This is a genomic window from Chloroflexota bacterium, from assembly GCA_026710945.1.
Lineage (GTDB): Bacteria > Chloroflexota > UBA11872 > VXOZ01 > VXOZ01 > VXOZ01.
Genome location: JAPOQA010000003.1, coordinates 1 through 18,890, shown reverse-complemented (window position 1 = coordinate 18,890; position 18,890 = coordinate 1). Strand labels below are relative to the sequence as shown.

At 60.2% G+C, this 18,890-nt stretch carries 15 protein-coding genes, 1 tRNA gene and 1 pseudogene; 7 read left to right on the top strand and 10 right to left on the bottom strand.

Features of this window, described 5'->3' with window-relative positions; translation table 11 throughout:
* Positions 1–20: 20 nt before the first annotated feature.
* Both OXE05_00560 and OXE05_00555 read right to left on the bottom strand, forming a co-directional pair.
* Positions 21–782 (bottom strand): glucose 1-dehydrogenase, encoded by a 762-nt coding sequence (locus OXE05_00560; protein ID MCY4435807.1) that lies wholly within the window; start codon positions 780–782, stop codon positions 21–23.
* 365 nt (positions 783–1,147) lie between these two features.
* A complete protein-coding gene (locus OXE05_00555; protein MCY4435806.1) occupies positions 1,148–1,564 on the bottom strand; it encodes an EamA family transporter in 417 nt (138 codons plus the stop codon).
* A 547-nt stretch (positions 1,565–2,111) separates the two neighbouring features.
* Here OXE05_00555 and OXE05_00550 point away from each other — a divergent pair.
* The 4 genes from OXE05_00550 to OXE05_00535 all read left to right on the top strand — a co-directional run bounded on the left by OXE05_00550 (position 2,112) and on the right by OXE05_00535 (position 5,856).
* Entirely contained in the window at positions 2,112–3,206 is a 1,095-nt protein-coding gene (locus OXE05_00550) for a Gfo/Idh/MocA family oxidoreductase (protein MCY4435805.1), read from the top strand.
* A gap of 85 nt (positions 3,207–3,291) precedes the next feature.
* A complete protein-coding gene (locus OXE05_00545; protein MCY4435804.1) occupies positions 3,292–3,582 on the top strand; it encodes a type II toxin-antitoxin system RelE/ParE family toxin in 291 nt (96 codons plus the stop codon).
* 9 nt (positions 3,583–3,591) lie between these two features.
* Positions 3,592–3,900, top strand: coding sequence for a putative addiction module antidote protein (locus OXE05_00540; GenBank protein MCY4435803.1), 309 nt, complete (start codon positions 3,592–3,594; stop codon positions 3,898–3,900).
* A 327-nt stretch (positions 3,901–4,227) separates the two neighbouring features.
* Positions 4,228–5,856, top strand: a complete 1,629-nt coding sequence (locus OXE05_00535) for a glycoside hydrolase family 32 protein (GenBank protein MCY4435802.1) — start codon at positions 4,228–4,230, stop codon at positions 5,854–5,856.
* Positions 5,857–6,057: 201 nt separating this feature from the next.
* On the opposite strand, the gene OXE05_00530 is transcribed toward OXE05_00535, so the two are convergent.
* The 8 genes and pseudogenes from OXE05_00530 to OXE05_00495 all read right to left on the bottom strand — a co-directional run bounded on the left by OXE05_00530 (position 6,058) and on the right by OXE05_00495 (position 15,787).
* On the bottom strand, positions 6,058–6,930 hold the full coding sequence (locus OXE05_00530) for an NYN domain-containing protein (GenBank protein MCY4435801.1): 873 nt from the start codon (positions 6,928–6,930) through the stop codon (positions 6,058–6,060).
* Between the two features lie 237 nt (positions 6,931–7,167).
* Positions 7,168–7,411 (bottom strand): annotated as a pseudogene (locus OXE05_00525) (DUF2188 domain-containing protein).
* A gap of 157 nt (positions 7,412–7,568) precedes the next feature.
* Positions 7,569–8,423, bottom strand: a complete 855-nt coding sequence (locus OXE05_00520) for a phytanoyl-CoA dioxygenase family protein (GenBank protein ID MCY4435800.1) — start codon at positions 8,421–8,423, stop codon at positions 7,569–7,571.
* Between the two features lie 749 nt (positions 8,424–9,172).
* A complete protein-coding gene (locus tag OXE05_00515) occupies positions 9,173–10,003 on the bottom strand; it encodes a phytanoyl-CoA dioxygenase family protein (protein ID MCY4435799.1) in 831 nt (276 codons plus the stop codon).
* Between the two features lie 344 nt (positions 10,004–10,347).
* The gene (locus OXE05_00510; GenBank protein MCY4435798.1) at positions 10,348–11,409 is read right to left on the bottom strand and encodes a dienelactone hydrolase family protein; all 1,062 of its coding nucleotides are present in this window, start codon (positions 11,407–11,409) and stop codon (positions 10,348–10,350) included.
* Positions 11,410–11,868: 459 nt separating this feature from the next.
* Positions 11,869–13,242: an extracellular solute-binding protein gene (locus OXE05_00505; protein ID MCY4435797.1), complete on the bottom strand. Its 1,374-nt coding sequence runs from the start codon at positions 13,240–13,242 to the stop codon at positions 11,869–11,871.
* Between the two features lie 305 nt (positions 13,243–13,547).
* Positions 13,548–15,047, bottom strand: coding sequence for a UDP-N-acetylmuramoyl-L-alanyl-D-glutamate--2,6-diaminopimelate ligase (locus tag OXE05_00500; GenBank protein ID MCY4435796.1), 1,500 nt, complete (start codon positions 15,045–15,047; stop codon positions 13,548–13,550).
* A 251-nt stretch (positions 15,048–15,298) separates the two neighbouring features.
* A complete protein-coding gene (locus OXE05_00495) occupies positions 15,299–15,787 on the bottom strand; it encodes a DUF1643 domain-containing protein (GenBank protein MCY4435795.1) in 489 nt (162 codons plus the stop codon).
* 533 nt (positions 15,788–16,320) lie between these two features.
* Here OXE05_00495 and OXE05_00490 point away from each other — a divergent pair.
* The 3 genes from OXE05_00490 to OXE05_00480 all read left to right on the top strand — a co-directional run.
* Positions 16,321–17,682, top strand: coding sequence for an extracellular solute-binding protein (locus OXE05_00490; protein MCY4435794.1), 1,362 nt, complete (start codon positions 16,321–16,323; stop codon positions 17,680–17,682).
* Between the two features lie 808 nt (positions 17,683–18,490).
* Positions 18,491–18,563: transfer RNA gene (locus OXE05_00485), tRNA-Thr, on the top strand.
* A 187-nt stretch (positions 18,564–18,750) separates the two neighbouring features.
* Positions 18,751–18,890: GTP-binding protein (locus tag OXE05_00480; protein MCY4435793.1), on the top strand; the 140-nt coding region annotated here is incomplete at its 3' end.

The following is an 18,890-nucleotide window of genomic DNA, read 5'->3' as shown; positions in this document are numbered from 1 at the left end:
GGGACCAGCGCACGAGGTTGCTACCGCGCCGTGAGGCCGCCGTCTATCACTAACTCCGTGCCGGTAATAAACTCCGCGGCGTCGGAGGCGAGGTAGAGGGCGGCTTTGGCGACCTCGTCGGGTTGGCCCAGGCGGCCCATGGGTTGGCGCAGGCGCAGGTTTTCCATCGCGGCGGCCGGATCGTCCTCGATTGCCAGGAGGCGTTGGACCCACGGCGTTTCCACGGTGCCCGGGCAGACGCAGTTCACGCGGATGTTCTCAGCCACGTACTCGATGGCGACCTGTTTCGTCAGGGCGATCACCGCGCCTTTGGACGCGCTGTAGACGGCGCGCTTGGGCAGGCCGACCTGCCCCGCCACCGACGCCGTATTCACGATGATGCCGCCGCCCTGGGCCAGCATGTAGGGCACGGCGTACTTGCACCCCAGCCAGACGCCGCGCACGTTCACGGCCATCACGCGGTCCCACTCCTCGGGGGTGACCTCCAGCACGCTGCCCACGTGGCCGATGCCGGCGTTGTTGCAGAGGATATCGATGCTGCCGAAGGCTTCCACGGTCTCGGCCATCAGGTGTTCCACGGCGGTGGGATCGGTCACGTCGGCCACGAATGTGCGCATGGGGCGGCCGATTGTTTCAACTGCTGCGGCGGTGGTGGCTAAGCCGTCTGCGTCCACGTCCGCGCCCATGATGGTGGCGCCTTCCCGGGCGAAGAGCGTTGCCATTTCGTACCCGATGCCGGACCCGGCGCCGGTGATGACTGCTACTTTATTTGCCAGCTTCATAGAACTCCGTTCCCCTTATGCACAGTGGTTGGTGTCGTGACCACGATTATACTTCAGGCAGAAATGCCTTTCGCTCATTTCCCTTACGGGCTTGCCCGCAGGACCGGGCCAAGAGGACTAACTAGCCATCCAACACTCCGCGCCCACGCACATTGCCTTGGGTTGCCACTATCTTCTGCATCAAGAGGCGGGGGACAAGCCCCCGCGCTACGGTTTCGCTCTGCCGTTTCGTTTCCCCTCACCCCAACCCTCTCCCCCAGGAGAGGGAGTGCCCCTGCTTGAAATTGGGGCTATGCAAAGGTCTCCTGAGGGAGAGGAAACCGGCGCGGAGGCCAAGCGTAATCATAATCTGCTTAGTGATGGCGCTAACGCGTCAAGAAGAAAATACCGATCACAGCGAATAAGATGCCGAGCGCGCGCGTGACCGAAAGCTGTTCGCCGAGGAAGACCACGGCCAGTATCGCCGTCAGCACGGGATACGTGCCGCTGGCAGGCGTCACGAGCGAAGCGTCGCCCAGGCGCAAGCCATTGTAAAATCCGATGACGGCGCTGGCCGTAAACCCCGTGACAAGGACGACGAGCACCCAGGTTTGCCAGGTTGGCGTAATCGTGATCGAGTTATGGCGCTGGGCCCACACCAGCGGCAAGAGCATGAAAACGGTGATAATGCTCCGCACCCAGACCAGATAGGGCGCGCCAAAATACGGCGCAACCATCTTACCGAAGAACGACGCCAGACCCCAAGAAACAAACGCTACGCCAATCCAGAACCACAGCGTCATAGCTGCTCCTACACTAGTTGATTCAATGTCTTGTATTCGTGCCGGCGGCGAGTTTCGTGCTTCTCAATGCGGAACTCCCCGGGAAACTCGTCATGCAGGCGGCAGCGGGCTGACTTCGGCTGGAATCACCTCACCCCCGTATCAAGTACGGGGCAGGCTCCAACCCGCTCCCATCAAGGGAAAGGGTGTCTGACTACCGCCACATCAAGTCGTCGCAACGCCGAGTCGTCGCCGCCAAACCGAGGCGCCGAATTCATGTCCCGAGCCTTATAGGCAGGGATCCTCAACTGAAAAGGACTGCCCATCCGTGAACCGGGTCACGCCAACGTCTCGCACGGCAGCAAGCGGACGACCGCCCGACCTCTTCTGCAACTATAGCAAACCTGTCTTGGCGCTGCGGCAGCCGCGCGCATTGTAGCTGGCTAAGGCCTGCGCACATCTTCGTTATACTAAGGTCACGCAAACGCGGGCAGCACGCGCGAGAGAACGTGTTACGGAAGACGAGCTGCAACACCGTCTTCCCTGAAAACCGGAGGCATACACACCAATGGACCTAACTGTCGGGGTACTCGGCACCGGACGCATGGCGCAACTGCACAGCACGGCACTGCGTTCGATACAAGAGAAGGGCCTCGTCGTCGCTGGCGAACGGCACAACGTTGCCGTCGCCCTCTACGGACGGGATCCGGCGAAAGTCGCGCCTCTCGCGGAGGCGTGCGGCGCGGCCAAGACGAGCAACGACTTGGAGAGCTTCATCGACGACCCTGAGCTCTCCGTGATAGACAACTGCCTTGTCAACCGCTTGCACTTCACGCCGCTCTTGCAGGCCATTCAAAACGGCAAGCACGTATACACTGATAAGCCCTTGACAAACACAGCCGCAGAAGGCCGCTATCTCCTGCGCGCGGCGCGGCAGGCCGGCGTCTGCCACGGCATCGTGCAGAACATGCGCTTCCAAGGTGGACCGGCCAAAGCCAAGGAGATCATCGCCTCCGGCGCGCTCGGCCGCATCATCCACGTGCGCGGGGTCTTCGGCTACTTTGTACCGCAGCGGGTGGAGAACCGCCCCGCGTGGTTTTATCAGAGAGCCGAGGCCGGCGGCGGCATCGTGCACGACATGATGGCGCACTTCTTCGATCTGCTCGGGTGGATGATCGGCCCTATCGAGCGCGTGTCGTGCGATATGACCACGGTCTACGCGGAACGCGAAACGCCGGACGGCGAGCGCTTTTCCGCAGAGGTGGAAGACGCGGCCACGGTGCAAATGCGCTTTGCCAACGGTGCGCTGGGCGACGTGTTCGTTTCCTGGGCGCGGCGCAAGCACGAAGAGGTGCCGTATTTCGAGATCGACGGTGAAGACGGCAGCCTGATCTTCAGCTTCAACGCCATGCACCAGCAGCTCCAGGCCGACACGCCCGGCTTCCGCTACGATCCCACCCAACTCCAGGCCGACCCCATGACCGGCTGGGAGCCGGTGGCCCTGGCGGGCGGCGACCCGTTTGAGATTCAGTTGCGGGCGTTCTTGGAAGGGATTGTTGCGGGCGCGCCCGCCAAGCCCGATTGGGAAGACGGCGTGCGGGCGTTGGAACTGGTGGAAGCGGCGTACGAGTCCGCAGAGCACGGCAGGAGAGTGATCGTGTGAGTGCTCGTGTCAGATCAGAGTAGTGGCCAATGACCCTGCAGAAGGCACCTTGTGTCGCTAGTATCCTGTGGCCTACAATATGGTGATGGTGGAGATTCGCCAAACCGAGGACTACGCCCACTGGTTCAGACGGCTAAGGGATAGGCAAGCCAGAACGAGAATCGACAGCCGCATCCGGCGGCTGTCCCTGGGCAACTCCGGCGACGTAAGGCCGGTGGGAGCGGGAGTTTCCGAGATACGGATCGACTACGGACCCGGCTACCGGGTGTACTTTGTGCAAAGAGGTGAGGCCCTTGTCGTTCTTCTGGCCGGAGGGGACAAGGACAGCCAAGAACGGGACATACGAAGGGCGCTGGAACTCGCCAGTGGACTCTAGGAGGCAGCTATGGCAAAGACGCAGACAAGGCCGTGGGACCCGGTGGAGCATCTGGAGACCGAGGAGGACATGGCGGCATATCTGAATGTCGCGCTGGAAGATGGTGATCTGAGCCTGATCATGGCGACCCTTGGCGACATCGCCCGCGCCCAGCGAATGGCGGTAGTGGCACAGGACACGGGGCTGGGCAGGGAGAGCTTGTACAAATCTCTTTCAGCCAACGGCAACCCGGAATTCGCCACCGTGCTGAAGGTGGTGCGCGCCTTGGGACTCAGACTTCAGGCCGCGGTTGGGCCTGGAGCAAACGACGCAGTTTGAAGGCGACGAAGCATCGGACGACACGACCGCGAGACGAACTATCGCAGAGGATGACAGCATTAAGAAGAAGCACCTAGAGCCGCTTACACCGGCGGCCCTACTCCCCAGGGTATCCAGCGACTGGCACAACATGGGCCTGTCTGTGCCCGCCCAGTTGACGGCGTTCTAAGGACTACGCGAAGGCCAGCGGCTAATCCGCGGTCCGAGTGTACATGGACGAGGCAGAGGGCGGCTGGGTTGGCGACAGGCCTCAATTCAGGAAGATGAACGCCGTCGGTTCTGGGGTTTCGAAGCTACCCTGGCTCCAAGCGAGCACAAGGAAACGCCATGACTACATCCGACCGCGCATCCCGCGCTCCCAGGTACACTTTCGCCGACACTCTCGACGCTCAGGAAGCCCAGCTTCGTGACAACCCGCTGGTGCGGCGGATGGCTGCATCCCGCCAGGCGCTGGCGGGCGACCCCCACCGCCCGCTGTATCACTTCGTCAGTCCCGAGAACAGACTGAACGACCCCAACGGGCTCTGCTTCTGGCAGGGACGCTGGCACCTCTTCTACCAGGGCTACCCACCGGAAGACCCCCGGCCCCACTGGGGGCACGCCGTCAGCGACGACCTCATCCACTGGCGCGACCTGCCGTACGCCATCTACCCCGACCCGGAGGAGAGCTGCTTCTCCGGCGGGACCCTTGTCGAAGACGACCGGGTCATAGCCATCTTCCACGGGACACAGGTCGGCAACATGGTCGCCGTCTCCAGCGATCCGCTCCTCCTCAACTGGGAGAAGGTCACGGGCCAGGCGGTCATCCCCATTCCGGATCACGACGGCTCGCCCCGGGAGTACACGGTCTACGACCCCTGTATCTGGCAGCGCGACGGGGTTTACTACTCCCTCTCCGGCGGCGCGCTGACCGACGGCCCCGGCGACCAACGCATTGCCGCCGACTTTCTATTCCGCTCGCATGACCTGGAGACCTGGGAGTACCTGCACCCCCTCACCGAAGGTGACAGGTTCACGTTGGCGGGCGACGACGGCGCCTGCCCCTACTTTTGGCCCATCGGCGACCGCCATATGCTCCTCTTCTTCAGCCACATGAGCGGCGGTCAGTACCTGCTCGGCGACTACGATGAGGACCGCGATAAGCTGGTCGTCACCTCCCACGGCCTCTTCAATTTCGGTGCGACTGTCCCGTCAGGCGTCCACGCCCCATCCGCAACGCCCGACGGACAGGGCGGCATCATCGTGCTGTTCAACATGAACCCCGGGTACCCCACCGCGGGCTGGAACCAGATCATGACCCTCCCCCGGCGTCTCACCCTGGCGGGAGACGACGACGTGCGTGTCGAGCCCGCCGGCGACATCGAGTCCCTCAGGCATGACCACAGGCACGTCGGCCCGACGGAGCTCCCCGCCAACGAGGAAGTGGTGCTGGCGGGGATCGAGGGCAGCGCGCTGGAGCTGGCGATCGAGCTTGATCCCGGCGCGGCGCCGATGGTCGAGTTGAACGTCCTCCGTTCCCCGGGCCGGGAGGAGTACACGCGCATCGCCTTCTACATGGACCGCGGCTTCAAGGTACAGAACCCTTCCGTCCAACCCGGCGCGGTCCACCACACCGGCCAGGTTGCCATCCGCGGCTACAAGAGTCCGAGACCGGTCGATCGCTACGAAAGCCTGCTGACCCTCGACTCTTCCTACGCGTCAACCCTGCCGGGCGCACTCTCCCGCGCTCCTGAAACGGCGCTTATCCGGCTCGACCCTGATGAACCGCTCAGGCTGCGGGTATTCGTCGACCGCAGCGTGGTAGAGGTCTTCGCGAACGGCAAGCAATGTGTGGCGGTCCGCGTCTACCCCGGACGGGGCGACAGCACCGGCGTCTCCCTGCGCGCCCAGGGCAGCCCCGCCCATCTCCGCTCCCTCGACGCCTGGCAGATGCGGAGCATTTACCCGCAGCATTAGGGCGGCCCATCGCGGCGGGGTCGTCGCTTGCGGCTTGCCAAATGCTGTTCCAGCCTTAGCCGGATTATCCGATTCCCAGCAAGCACGCACGGAGCGCCACTGGGAAGACGGCGCGCGGGCCTTAGTGTTGGTAGAAGCGGCGTATGGGACTGCCAAACACGGCAGAGCGGTGAGCGTGGGTGGGTTGAGAATGTGACCGGCTCAACGATCGGGCACCAACATGGTTGGCTGATAAATTCCATCCGAAAGTTGAGTGATTCGATTGTCGATTGCCACCAATATGTCGTGTGGTATTCCTTTCTCTCGCAAGAGAAACTTATCGAGTAGTTCCAGCTCATTGTAGGATTCGAAGCAATCGACTTTTCCCTTTAGATAGGGAGAAAGGTAACGAATTGAAGGGGGAACCCCCTTCGCTATAGAGAATTGATATACGTACTTGAGGTGGTCCTTCAAATACCCGACCACCGGTAGGAAGTCTGCATCTCCACTCACAAGAATGGCAACATCGTAGTAGGGCATTTTCGCAATCATGTCCACGGCTATTCCTAAGTCCACCCCCTTCTCGCCCACTCGTGTTCCTCTATACTGTATCTCGCCAGACCTTTCTTGTATGCTAGATGCTTTCAAGGGGAGAACCTTGTATTGCCCTACATATCTAAACTCGAGAAAGTTTATTTCACGTTGTATTCTTTCGAAGGTGTCCTCCCTTAGGCGCTCAAAATAACTCCTCTCTTTGGCATACCAGTCTCTAGCTTTTTCCAAAACGACGTCCGTGGTAAGACCCTTAATACTAGAGTGTCCCGTAACGACCTTCTGAGACAGTGAAAATTCATACTTTCGCGGCCATGGCGAAATGCTCGCCGCGGAATACCAATGAACACGAATTAGCTGGTGTTCCCAGCCAGTCTCGGCATTGAACTTATCAAGTACGCCAGAGAAGAACTCATCCCAATTGAAATGACGCTCTTCAAGTCTATAGACACGCCCGTTTGAGAGCTCAGAAGTAAACCCAAAGTCCCGGAGATTGCCCCTGAAATTTGCGCCATCAATAAAGATGGCTGTCCTAAGAGCCATATTGACGTTCTCGCTTATCAAAAAAAACAGGGGGGTAATTTACCCCCCTTTGTCCCATTACGGGATAGTTTGATGTGCGGCAATTAGAGTGGCCGCAATTTCATTTTATCGGTACGTTTGACCGATGTCAAATGCAGCAACAGAGATGTACTCGCTCCAAGAGAGAGCCGGCATTAAAATCTGACATTCAAGGAAGCTCGCTACTTCCAAGTCTCCCTTGTGTACTCGGAACTCGATCTAGTGCTCCGTGTCTCGCGGTGGATTTGGATCACTGGGCAATGGTGTCCTTACTCCGTATCTTTCCGTCAAGGCCCATGGTCATTAATTCTCCACCGCCTTGATTATGCAGCATCTCTCTTGCCGCGTCCAAAGCATCCTTCTGAGTTGGATGAACACTGCTTGGTCTTGTGGTGCCGTTCTTCTTGTTCTGCCAAGTACCATCAGTGCGACGAGATACGGTTCGATTGTTTTTCTTAGCCATTCTAATCTCCAATTTCATGTGAAATCTAGCAAGATTTACACACTACTGAAGTGCGATTTGGTCTTAGTGGGAATGCTGGACAATGCCAATAAATAGGGAGGGAATGAATACCTTGTTCTACAATATCCAATGCAGACAAGGGGTGTCAGTATTCAGTCTAGTCCTGGGTGACCTTCTGCCAGTCGGCGCTGGGTTCCAGGCCGCCGACGTTGGTAATCTGCTGGCTGAGCCGGTAGACGGTGTGGTTGCCGATGCGGGCCTGCAGCGGGTTTTCGCCCTGGAGCCAGATGGGCCACACCTTGTGCAGGTTGCCACCGAGTTGGATGCTATCGCCGGCGGCGATTTGGTAGACCAAGCCCCTGCGCGGCGTGTCGCTGTGGTTGGGATAGGAGGCGTGCAGCATGCAGCAATGGTGGATCGTCATCGAACCGGCCGGCACGACGAGATCAACCACGTTGCCGCGCGCCACGTCGTCCTGGTACTCGCTGGGTTCGGTGCAACGGCCCCTAAACCTGCCGCTCTCAGCGTCGTAGTGGTCCACCGGACCGCGCAGGTGGCTGCCGGGAATCATGCGCATGCAGCCGTTCTCCGGCACGGCGTCGTCCAGGAGAAACATGCACGCGAGCAGGTCGTAGTTTGTGTGGGGGAAGAAGGGGAAGTCCTGGTGCCAGCCCACCTCGCCTTTGCCTTTGGTGGGCGGCTTCCAGTTGAGCTTGCAATGCTGCAGACGTAGGTTCTCGCCGATGAGCTGTGTGACCGCGCCCAGCATCGTCGGATGCTTCGCGGCCATCATGAAGGCGTCGTCAAAGAGCGCCACGTTTTGAATGACGGCCAAGCTGTCGTCGCCGGCCAGGCGGGCGCGCTCCTCTTGCAGACGCTCCGAAGCGGCCTGTAGCCCCTGCAATTCCGCCGCCGAGAGCACGTTTTCCAGTACTAGGTAGCCATGCCGTTGATAGAAGGCAACCTGGTCGTCGCTGAGGATCTTTTCCTGGGTTGTGGGAGACGTCGCCATGGGTCTTCTGCTCCTTTTATCTCTTTGATAGAAGCGATCGGTGACTTTGCGGTTTCCGGGTTAGATTGTGTTGATACTGTATCACGTTCAATACGGTGTGCCGCGTGTCACAGACAGCAAAGGGCCAAATCCTAGTTTGCAGTACCAAGCTCAGCTTGCCGGAATCCGAATTCGGGAGAGAATTGAGCCGCACTGTGCCTTGGGCCCACCGTACCAAGAGCGGGGGACAAGCCCCCACGCTACAGCTTGACCCAAGGAGCGGGTGACAAGCCTTTGTCCCGGTTCCGTCACTACCATGAAAATAGCACGACGAACCTCCGTCATTTGTATGCTGTAAGAAGCAGGCAATTGCGGAATGCAACAGGGTTACACGAGGGGCGCATCATCCGTCATTCCCGCGAAAGTTCGCCGCGCGCGGGGGCACGGAATCTATCTTCGTCGCGCGCACCCTGGATTCCGGCGTTCGCCGGAATGACTGTTGAGAATCCATCTTCTCCTGAATCAGCGGAACCCAACTCAAACGGGTGATAGGCGCTTTCGCAACACCCTTTCTCTCTTCTGGCTCAGCATTTGGAGAACAAGCCGAATCTACGCACTAGATTCCGCGCTAAGAGCGACTCTTCGCTGCGCTTCGTTCGGAATGACATGTGTACTAGTCATGTCTAACACTGCGAAAGGTTGCTTTTGTTCTCAAATCTGTCAACGAATTACCTGACATTTACAGGAATGACACGGAGAGACCACACAGCCTATTGGTCGCTCGGTTCCAGGCCGCCGACGTTGGTTAGGGGTCTACTGAGGCGAAAGACCGTGCCGTCCTCCATGCGGGCGCGCAGCGGGTCCTCGCCTTGCAGCCATAGCGGCCAGACCTTGTAGAGTTGGCCGCCGAGTTGGACGCTGTCACCCGCGGCAATCTGGTAGATCAGGCCCCGGCGGGGCGTATCGCTGTTGTTCGGATAGGAAGCGTGCACGATGCAACTGTGATGGATCGTAATCGAACCGGCCGGGGCGACCAGATCGACCACGTTGCCTCGGGCGAGGTCATCTGCATAATCTGCCGGATCGGTGCAGTGCCTCGCGAATGTCCCGTCCGCGGTGAAATGGTCCACCGGCCCCCGCAGATGGCTGCCTGGAATCACGCGCATGCAGCCGTTTTTCGGTGAAGAATCGTCCATCAGGATCATGCACGCCAGCAGATCGTAGTTGGTGTGGGGCAGGAAGGGAAAGTCCTGATGCCAGTCCACTTCTCCGGTGCCCTTGGTGGGCGGCTTCCAGTTCAGCTTGCAGTGTTGCAGGCGCAGGTTTTCGCCAATGAGCTGCGTCACGGCGGCCAGCATGTGCGGGTGGTGCGCGGCGCGCATGAAGGCGTCATCGAGCAGGGCAAAGTCCATGATAGCAACAATGCTGTCGTTGCCGCCCCGGCGGATGCGCTCCTCCTGCAAGCCCTCCGTTGCTGCCCGCAATTCCTGTAGCTCAGCCGCCGCTAGCACATTTTCAAGTATGAGATAGCCGTGGCGGTGGTAGAAGGCGACTTGATCGTCGTTTAGGACATTTTTTTGCGTAGCGGAAGCGGTTGCCATCACGTCCATCTCTTCTGTGGTAGTGCCAACGATGTAAAGGGCGCTACCGAATACAACTTCAAACTTACCCCAATAGGTAGCTTACACTTCTTTGTGGGCAGGGCAGTGGGCCAATTCGCTGAGACAATTCACGGCCCGCGTGCCTACCCGCGAAGAGCACTTCGACAAGCTCAGTGCGAACGGTAATTCTGCCCAACCGCTGTGTTGCGAACACGCGCCAGTAATCACAAAACGTTACGGTTGCCGTGAAAACCGTAACGGCACTTCGACAGGCTCAGTGCGAACGGCAAGTCTCCCCTTGTTCGAAGCACACGTCGATATTCACGGGGCGCATAGTTCGCGGATTAATTCTGCAGCCAGCGGTCGAGGAAAGCGAACGACTCCACCCCATGAATCACGTGGGGACCTGCAAAGATGCCAAGTTCGACGCGTTCCGGGATGCCTAGCTGCGCGTAAATTGACTGGACTTGAGAAAACTCTTCCTTCACGTGCTCCAGCCAGAAGACGCGGTCTTCCGTGCCCGCCTCCACGAAGAAGGGTCGCGGGCAGATGAGCGACGCGATGTCGGAATCGGAAAACTCGTTCAACTGGCCCCAGAAGAATTTGTCGTCATCGCCGGTTTGGATGAAGGACGTGTAGTGGGGCGAAGGGTCGATCATCTTGGGTGTACGGTTGGTGAAGTAGCCGGAGCAGACGCAGGCGGCGACCCGCTCGTCGGCGGCCGCCGCCCACAGCGCCATCATGCCGCCCTGGGAGATGCCCATGTAGCCGATGCGGTCGTTGTCCACCTCCGGCAAGGTCTGCAGAAAGTCCACCACGCGCATCATCTTGCCCACTTCCAGGCCCAAGAGCTGTTGGGCAATGAGCGTGGCCTTGCGGTTTGTGCGCGACCGGTCGGGCGTATTGTTCATCACCAACGGAGCGAAGACAACGTAGCCCTTTTCGGCCAGCCGCAGCCCAAAGGACCGCAGATAGGCAGTCTCCTCCAACTCGTAGTAGCCGCAGGTGGCTTCCGGTGAGCCGGAGAAGCCGTGCTGGGCGATTACGGCGGGTTTCGGTCCGGCCGGCTGTGCGGGCACCAGCAAAACGCCGTACGCGTGGACGCCTGCATCAACCGGAATCCAGACGCGCCTTGCCGCAATGCCGGGACGCTCCGGCAGGTCTTGCTGCCGCGGCTCCAGCAGCGCGGCACCTTGCGGCGCGCCGCCCATGAGCTGGAGAAACCGTGCACGGTTCGGCGCTATCGAGCGGCGATAGGCGTCAGGCGAACTAAAGTCCCGCTGCCACGCGCGCTCGCGTCTATTCGCAGCCGCATACACCAGCGCGGCGTAGTAGCGGTCAATTTCCGCTACCTGCTCTTGGCGGATGGACTCCGCATCGTCGGGTGTTACACCGAGCGTGCCCATGCTACTAACCTTTCAAGTTGATCTTGCCCGATGTTTTTCCCTCTCCCTAGCCCTCTCAGTCAAGAAGACCCTTGCATAGCTAGGTCCCGATGGCAAGGAGGCGCACCCTCTCCTTGGGGAGAGGGGATACCTTGCTATTCTAATCGTATGGCATGTACAGTCAATATATACTAGATCAAAGACAACTGGGGATCAGAGCAGATTCACCCTCACCCTAACCCTCTCCCGTCAAGTGAGAGGGGACTGCCCCGCTCGTCAAGTGAGAGGGGACTGCCTCGCTCGTCAAGTGACAGGGGACTGCCTCGCTGCGGCAAGGGTTACGCAACGGTCTCCTCAGGGAGAGGGGATATGAGCCGCAGTCCCGCAAGATCCCTCTGGCAATGGTTCGGAGCGCCGACTCCCCCCTGAAACACGCGTAGGGGCACGACATGTCGTGCCCCTACGCACTGAAAGGCTTACCTACTGCCTGCTTGCGTTGTACTCGTCCAGGATGGCTTGGGCCTCGCCTTGGGCCGTGCGGGAAGCCTCCTCCGGCGTAAGCTCCGGATTCGCCTGCGTCGCCAGGCCGGCGTTCTTCCACAGAGGTCCGGCGAGATCGCCGCCAATTGGATGGAGCAAGAACGGAATGGCGGTTTCCATGGCCCGCAGATACTCGACGATTCTCTCTCCGGGCGGCAGGTCCAGATTGATGAACGCGTCGCTCTCGGCTATAGACTTGATCGTCGGCGTCGTGTCGCCGTTGCGGGCTGCCGTATCCAGTTGTTCCGGCCCGCAGATCCACGAGGCGAAGTCCCACCCGTGGTCGAGCACCTTGCTGCCTTCCACGAGGGCGATTTCCTCGGTGTAGAGCGCGCCGTTACGCGTCGGTTCGCCCTCGAAATCGATAAACGGGATGGGATGCAACGTCCAATTGAACTGCGCGTCGGTACGGAAGCTGGGCACCAGCCAGTTGTAGCCCGAGTAGATGGCAACCTTCTGGTTCTTGAAGTGATCGAAGATCGTCTCTTCTTTGGCATCGTCGCCATAGGCTTCGATCTGGTGCTTGTGGAACAGGTCTCCCCGCGTCCTAATCAGCTCGGTGCGGACTGCCGCGTCCCAGCTCATGGTCTGCCACTCATTGTTCACGGAACCCTGATCGCGGCCATAGGAGACGTACCAGGTCGACCAGTACCAGAACCGCGTCGACACGCCCCACTTGCCGTTGGCGGCATCGGTGAGCTTGGCGCCGATATCAATCATGTCCCCGAAGGTCCAGTCGTCAGACGGTACCTCGATGCCCGCTGCCGCGAACGCATCGAGATTAAGCGCCATCACCGGCGTCAGAATGCCCAGGGGCAGCGCATGCAGCGTGCCGTTCCAGGTGACACCGTCGATGGCGGCCTTATAATAGTCGTCAAGGTTGAGGCCCGACGCCTTGACGTACGGCTCCAGCGGCAGGAAGACGCCTTCTTCACCCCAACGGGCCCAACCCCAGCCGTGCCAGGTCACGTCAAGCAAGCCGCCACCGGCGGCGGCGTTCGTGCCGATGCGATCGTTGAGCGCGGTATCGAGAATGGTGGAGATTGATACATTGGGGTTTTTCTCTTCGTAGGCGTCCACCAAGCGCTCGTACCAGCGCTCCTTGGCCGGTGAATAGGGCGGCCACATGAATTGAATGGTTACTTGCTCGGCTACGGGCGCCTCTTCGGCCTTTGCTTCTTCCTCCGCCTCAGCCGGTGCTTCCTCCATCATTTCGCCCGTCGTCGCTACCTGGCCGCACGCGGCCAGGGCAACGGCCCCGAAAGTTGCTGCCGAGCCCCCGAGGAATCTACGTCTGGTTGTATGAAAACGCATGACTTCTTCTCCTTTGCGACGCGGCGTTCTGCCGCTTCGCCTGCATGAAAAGGCTCCATCCAGCCGACACTGGGTATTCGCAACACAAAGGCAATACCTCTAGTTGTCAACCCTCCTCTCTCTTAACGAAGCAGCATCATGTCAATCATCCTACTCTAACCAGAACATATTGGCAATAGCATAAACGGGGATAAAGCAATAGTAAGTACGCCCCATAGGTGGCATCAGGAGATTGCTGCACTCTGTCCAAGGTCATCGGTGAAGTCGTGTTGCCTGCGACCACGCTCGTTTATGTGAAAACGGCGCTAGGCAAACATATCCGCCAGGGTCTCACTGGCAATGCGGGCCTCGTCCCAGGGCAGTGACTCTGCGCCCCAGATGATGGAGTGCTCGTGGCCTTTGCCAGCTAGGAGCACGGTATCGCCCGGCCGCGCCTGCTTGAAGGCAATGCGGAAGGCTTGGGTGCGGTCGACGCTGATGCTGTAGTCGCGGCCGTAGACACAGCCGGCCTCCAAGGCGCCTTCTTCGATTTGTCGGCAGATAGCGTCCGGGTCCTCGCTGCGGGGGTCCTCGCTGGTGATTACAAAGTAGTCGGCATGTTCCGCCGCGACCTCGCCCATGAGCGCCCGCTTCTCCACGTCGCGCTCGCCCGCGCTGCCAAAGACGACCACCAGCCGTCCCGGCGTTACGCTGCGCAAGGCATCGAGCACGAGCCGCAGGCTATTGGGCGTATGGGCGTAGTCAACAATTACGGCGAACGGCTGGCCGGCACTAATCACCTGCATGCGACCGGGCACCCCCGGAAACGAGCCAACCGCCGCCGCAGCCGCATCGAGGGGCACGCCCAGACCGCTAACGAGGGCCAACGCTGCCAGCGTGTTGGCCACGTTGAAGTGGCAGACCAGCGGCGCATGCACTGGCGTTTGTCCCTCCGGCGTGACCACTGTAAATGCGGTGTGGTCTGCGCCGAGCGTTACGTCTATGGCGCGCACGTCCGCGTGCTTTGCGAGGCCATACGTCCGCACGCCGGGCGGTTTGATTGAGGCGAAATATGAAAAGTGCGCATCGTCGGCGTTGAGCACACTCACCTGGGGAAACGGCTTTGACGCCCGCGCCTTCACCCGCTGGAAGAGCAGACCCTTCGCCTCGCGGTATGCTTCCAGAGTCTTATGAAAGTCCAGGTGCTCATGACTGAGGTTCGTCAACACGGCGGCATCAATCTCAATTGCGTCCAGCTTGTGCAGTGCCAGCCCGTGGGAACTGGCTTCGACGACTGCATGCGTGCCACCTTGGTTGCGGACTGTGCGCAGCATGCGCTGGAGGTCGGAAGCGTGCTGGGTAGTGAGGCGCGTCTCGTTGGGATACTCCTGCCGGCTGTCGTGAAAGGCCACCGTGGTGATGACGCCCGTCGGATGCCCGCACGCCCGCAGGATGTGACCGATGAGGGTGGTTGTCGTGCTCTTGCCGTCGGTGCCGGTGACGCCGATGACGCAGAGTTCCTGGGAGGGGTTGCCGCAGAAGACCGCAGCCGCCTGCCCGATTGCCACCCACGTGTCGGGCACCAGCACCTGGGTGACGTGCTCCGGCAGAGACTGTGGTCGTGTGACAAGCACCGCGGTCGCGCCATTCGCCACGGCAGCCGCGGCGTAGTCGTGTCCATCCCGGTGCAATCCCTGCAGCGCGATGAAGAGCGCACCGGCCTCCGCCTCCCGAGAATCGTGGCAGAGCTGAGTGATGGCCGGGTCTTGCGCACCGGAGACAATCCGCGCCTCCGGCATGGCGCGAAGGAGTTTAGAGAGTTTCATACACTTCTGTTTGCGCTCCTTGAGATACTTCCCGCGCTTTGACAAGGACTTCGCGAAGCCCAAACAGCGCGATTGGGTACTCACTACCGCGCTCCGCACTCTCGCCAGAGCCCGCTCGCTTTTGCCAAGTTGCGTCGTATTTTTCACCCAGCCCTGCCGACACGCTGCGCCGTTTCGCTCCGCCCATGCATCGACACTGAAGAGAGCCGGTCACCCCTATAGGTGCAACAGCGCCCAGCCCCCAAGCAATCTCAGTTCTCCAGCAGGAAGGGCCTGCAGGTGCGCCGCAGACGGAGCGGATGGGCCGGCTCCCCCGATTTCGTCATGCCGAGCGCGTGGAGGCAGTCCGAAAAGCGTTCGCGAACGACCTGCCCACGCCCGCCCCCAGCGCCGTGCATGCCCCATGCAGCGACGATCAGCGCCGCTCCTTCGGCCAGACTGAATAGGGCGCCATCGTTATCTTGTCCCACGGGATCGGGGGCGACGCGCAGCGCGCTCGGGTAGGGCGTGCGCCACGCGAACAGGTTCCCCACCCGCACCCCGCCGTAGCCCCAATCGCGGGCAAAGCCAATGCAGCGTCGTATGGTGGGGTCATCGTTCGTAGCATCAGCCGTGGACGGGTTCAGCATGATAAACAAGATCACCGGGTGCGTGTGGTCCCACACCCGCCAGAGCTTGTAGCGGTAGCGCCCACACGCCGAAAACTCCGCGCCGCTCTGCGTGGGATCAACGCCCGCCATGCCGCTCACCGCCATGCTCCTCTTGGTACGCGTAGCTCCGCTGAAGAAAACTATACCCGGTGACTTGCGCCAAGCCAACGTAGGAGTTCTGTATCCAGGTATGACACCTGCCCTCACGCCCAGTGAAATGGTAGCTCTGCGCGAGTAACGCAGACCCCAGCTTCGTCACTGGGTAATTCCACGTTACCTTTCGTGTCCCAAATTGTAGCGATACACATCTAGACAAGAAAGCAAGCGTGCGTTAGACTACAAGTCAATCGTATTGCCTCTCCGAGTTGGTGAGTACATTGGAGTCGATCCGGCATACTCGCAGAAAGGAGGCATGACTGCATTGGTTTGTGCTGCGATGCTTGTGCTGCGCGAGAGGGAGAGCGTCCCGCCTGCACGGTCGTTCTGACACAGGCTCTCCTACCCCATCGGCCTAATCCTTTTAGAGATCCCGCGCGGCCTGGCATCCCAAGTGCACCTAGGACAGGCGAGTGCTCCTGTCACATGCATTTCGCCACTGTTGATTCACAGAAGGGAGTCTTCGGATGAAAGCAATATCGCTTACCCTCAGCCGACGGCGCATCCTGTCGGGGTTGGTTGGCGCCGGCGCCCTGCTGCCGCTGGCAGCTTGCGGCACAGTCGCCACACCCGCCGCAGAGACGGAAGCCAAAATGGAAGAGAAGGCCGCACCTGCTAAGGAAGAGCCCAAAGAGCCCGAAGTCCAGGTGGCGAAGTGGTTCACCGCGTCCTACGGCGGCGGCAGCTTCGATCCCGTGCAGCAGGGACTCGTAGACAGCTTCAACGAGCAGAACGAACAGTTTCAGGCCGAATACGTCATCGTGCCCGGCAACCAGCAGGATTGCATCGAGAAAGTGCGTACGGGCCTGGCGGCCGGCGAGCGGGACATCGGCATCTTCAACTGCAGTCCGATCTGGCTGGGGAACATCGGTCAGGCCGGATTGGCGGCGGAACTCGACAGCCTGGTCGCCCGCGACCAGGTGGACATGACCGAGTACGCTTCCCTGGCCATAGAAGCGCATCGCTTTCAAGGTAACCTCATCGCCATTCCCCACTACGTAAACAGCCTGATCGCCGTCTATAACAAGGACCTGATGGACAAGCTCGGCGAGGAGTACCCGCAGGATTCGTGGACGTGGGACGATTTCATGACGTTCGTGCGCCGGCAGACCACCGGCGCCGGCTCGCAGAAGCAGTTCGCCCTAGCCTCGATACCCCGCGGCTTCAATCCCATCACGCCGTGGATCTGGATGGCAGGCGGCAGCACGTACGACGACGAAGAGAATCCCACCAAGTCCACCATGTCGTCACCCGAGACCCGGGCCGGCCTCCAGTGGGTCTCCGACCTCTTCCACGTGCACCAGGTCACGCCGCGGCCCGGCGAGGTGCAGGACGACCTCTTCAGCGGCGGCGTATCGCCCCTGATCGTCACCACCGGCGCGGCTATGTCCCGCTATCGCGGCGACCGCGTGTCGTTTGCGTGGGACGTGGTCGGCATTCCGGCGGGGCCGGCTGGCAGGACGACCTTTGCCGGCAGCTACGCGCAAGCCGTCTACAGCGACAGCAGCGCCAAAGACGCGGCATGGGCGCTGCTCCGGCACGTTACCGGCCGCCAGGGCGCCTTAGCCATGTTGGCGGTATCGCTCTCGGTGCCGGTGTACACGCCGGTTGCGGAAAACGAATACCGCAATGCGGACGGCCAGCCCGACGGCATCGACAATGTGCTGAACTTCCTCACCTACCTGCGCGGTTTGCCCAAGAATCCGAACATGATTGCCATCTACGGCCCGGCGTACGGCACCTACCTCGGCCAGATCTGGTCAGGCGAGGCGAGCGTGGAAGAGGCGACGGCCGCAATGGATACCATCGTGGACGGTGAACTTGGATAACGCTTGCTTCTCGTAGACACAATTGGATGGTAGCTGGGCTCTCCTTTTGCTGCGGTCCGGCGGCGGGAGGAGGGCCTCGCGTCAAACCAGCTACACTGAGAGCGTGGCCGTCGGCCCGTGAATGGGTACACTGTCCTAGCGCGGCAGAATACGGCAACAGGCTGCGAGCTCTCCCTCTGGAGACCTTTGCATAACCCTCGCCACAGCGCGGATGTCCCCTCTCCCTCGACGGGAGAGGGAGTGCCCCTGCTTGAAAGTGGGGTCATGCAAAGGTCTCCTCTGGTGAATGGGGATTCGTACACGTGGTGAGAAGATTGATTCTCGCTTTCGCAGGAAAAGCAGAGAGTTTCGCCTCGCTCGTTTCCGTATTTTGTAGCTCACTTTCCGTTGTACTGGTATTGATTCTTTGCCATGAAATGCGTGACAGGCAAGCAGGGGTCTGTTATCATTGATGTTGCCTTTGCGACTAGTACTAGGCTTAGAGAGGTGTGGGGTTTACGGTAAGGTCCCATCCGCGTAGCAGGTTGCAAGCCGCCAAGGACTGTGCCGGAGAGATGTTGGCAACGACTTCTGCGCCGGCGAGCAAGCGGGAACAGGCTGCAAACGTGGATAAGGGTAAACAAGCGGGGAAGGCAGGAAACGGCACGGCAAACTGTTACCGTGCCTTCTCTATCTCCAAGGCCTAGATTGCGATGCCACGCCGACGGTCCGGCGCGGGCAAAGCCGATGTGCCGCCCCAGGAAATGCCGGTGAGCCTTGACCGCTGAGGTAGAGTTAAGAGAAGTCCAAGGTCTGCGAGTAGCGCATTGCCCACATAGCTCAGTCGGTAGAGCGCGATCTTGGTAAGATCGAGGTCACCGGTTCAATCCCGGTTGTGGGCTCCCGCAGGGTTGCGGAAATCTCCCGCATAGAATGCGGAGATACGGTTGGGGGAAGCTCCCGCACTGGGGAATGAGTGAGTTAATCCCAGTGCAGATTTTTGAGAGATTAGGCAGGCGCACAGTCCCTGACCGCTGTCAGTTAAGTAATGTATTGAGTGAAGTTTCATAAGGGTTGAGGAAGGAAACGATGGCGAAGGAGCGATTTGAACGAACGAAGCCGCACGTGAATATTGGCACGATCGGCCATATCGATCATGGCAAGACCACGCTCACTGCTGCGATCACCAAGGTGCTTTCGCTGCAGGGCGGCGCCGACTTTTCCCCTTT

What these genes read in the sequence shown, in the direction of transcription:
- OXE05_00495 (MCY4435795.1), bottom strand. Translation starts at nt 15,787, where the DNA reads ATGGCGGGCGTTGATCCCACGCAGAGCGGCGCGGAGTTTTCGGCGTGT.
- OXE05_00520 (MCY4435800.1), bottom strand. Translation starts at nt 8,423, where the DNA reads ATGGCGACGTCTCCCACAACCCAGGAAAAGATCCTCAGCGACGACCAG.
- OXE05_00505 (MCY4435797.1), bottom strand. Translation starts at nt 13,242, where the DNA reads ATGCGTTTTCATACAACCAGACGTAGATTCCTCGGGGGCTCGGCAGCA.
- OXE05_00530 (MCY4435801.1), bottom strand. Translation starts at nt 6,930, where the DNA reads ATGGCTCTTAGGACAGCCATCTTTATTGATGGCGCAAATTTCAGGGGC.
- OXE05_00550 (MCY4435805.1), top strand. Translation starts at nt 2,112, where the DNA reads ATGGACCTAACTGTCGGGGTACTCGGCACCGGACGCATGGCGCAACTG.
- OXE05_00500 (MCY4435796.1), bottom strand. Translation starts at nt 15,047, where the DNA reads ATGAAACTCTCTAAACTCCTTCGCGCCATGCCGGAGGCGCGGATTGTC.
- OXE05_00515 (MCY4435799.1), bottom strand. Translation starts at nt 10,003, where the DNA reads ATGGCAACCGCTTCCGCTACGCAAAAAAATGTCCTAAACGACGATCAA.
- OXE05_00535 (MCY4435802.1), top strand. Translation starts at nt 4,228, where the DNA reads ATGACTACATCCGACCGCGCATCCCGCGCTCCCAGGTACACTTTCGCC.
- OXE05_00490 (MCY4435794.1), top strand. Translation starts at nt 16,321, where the DNA reads ATGAAAGCAATATCGCTTACCCTCAGCCGACGGCGCATCCTGTCGGGG.
- OXE05_00510 (MCY4435798.1), bottom strand. Translation starts at nt 11,409, where the DNA reads ATGGGCACGCTCGGTGTAACACCCGACGATGCGGAGTCCATCCGCCAA.
- OXE05_00555 (MCY4435806.1), bottom strand. Translation starts at nt 1,564, where the DNA reads ATGACGCTGTGGTTCTGGATTGGCGTAGCGTTTGTTTCTTGGGGTCTG.
- OXE05_00560 (MCY4435807.1), bottom strand. Translation starts at nt 782, where the DNA reads ATGAAGCTGGCAAATAAAGTAGCAGTCATCACCGGCGCCGGGTCCGGC.
- OXE05_00540 (MCY4435803.1), top strand. Translation starts at nt 3,592, where the DNA reads ATGGCAAAGACGCAGACAAGGCCGTGGGACCCGGTGGAGCATCTGGAG.
- OXE05_00545 (MCY4435804.1), top strand. Translation starts at nt 3,292, where the DNA reads ATGGTGGAGATTCGCCAAACCGAGGACTACGCCCACTGGTTCAGACGG.